Source organism: Pseudomonas sp. 2822-15 (assembly GCF_002742515.1).
Taxonomy (GTDB): domain Bacteria; phylum Pseudomonadota; class Gammaproteobacteria; order Pseudomonadales; family Pseudomonadaceae; genus Aquipseudomonas; species Aquipseudomonas salomonii.
In genome coordinates this window covers 1-346 of the sequence record NZ_LJRY01000240.1, presented here as the reverse complement: position 1 = coordinate 346, position 346 = coordinate 1, and the positions used below count along the sequence as shown (strand labels likewise).

Here is a 346-nt window from a genome sequence, read left to right as displayed (position 1 = left end):
ATATGTTGGGGATCAACATGACTTAGGTGAACAAACTATTTTAACTAGTACAGTTCAGCATGTGGAAAAGCTGTATGAATTAGTAGTAATGGAATATAAACAAGGGAAGTTAAAAACTGGAAATATCTCTTTTGATTTTGCTGATGAGGTAATTTCATTAGGTACATATAGTATAGATGTCCCTGAAGATAAAAGAGCATGGATAGAAGAGGCAATTGAATCATATGTAATAACAGGGAAGTTACCGCATGAGGAAGTTAAATAGTATGTAAAATGCAGATGATTTATTTTATCATTTGCATTTTTTATTTTTTGTCTTCATGATAGTACATGACACTTGATACAT

The 346-nt window shown here is 30.9% G+C and carries 1 pseudogene; it reads left to right on the top strand.

Annotation, left to right across the window (positions count from 1 at the left end):
- Positions 1-265 (top strand): annotated as a pseudogene (locus AOA59_RS32470) (BMP family ABC transporter substrate-binding protein); the annotation flags it as partial.
- Positions 266-346 lie beyond the last annotated feature (81 nt).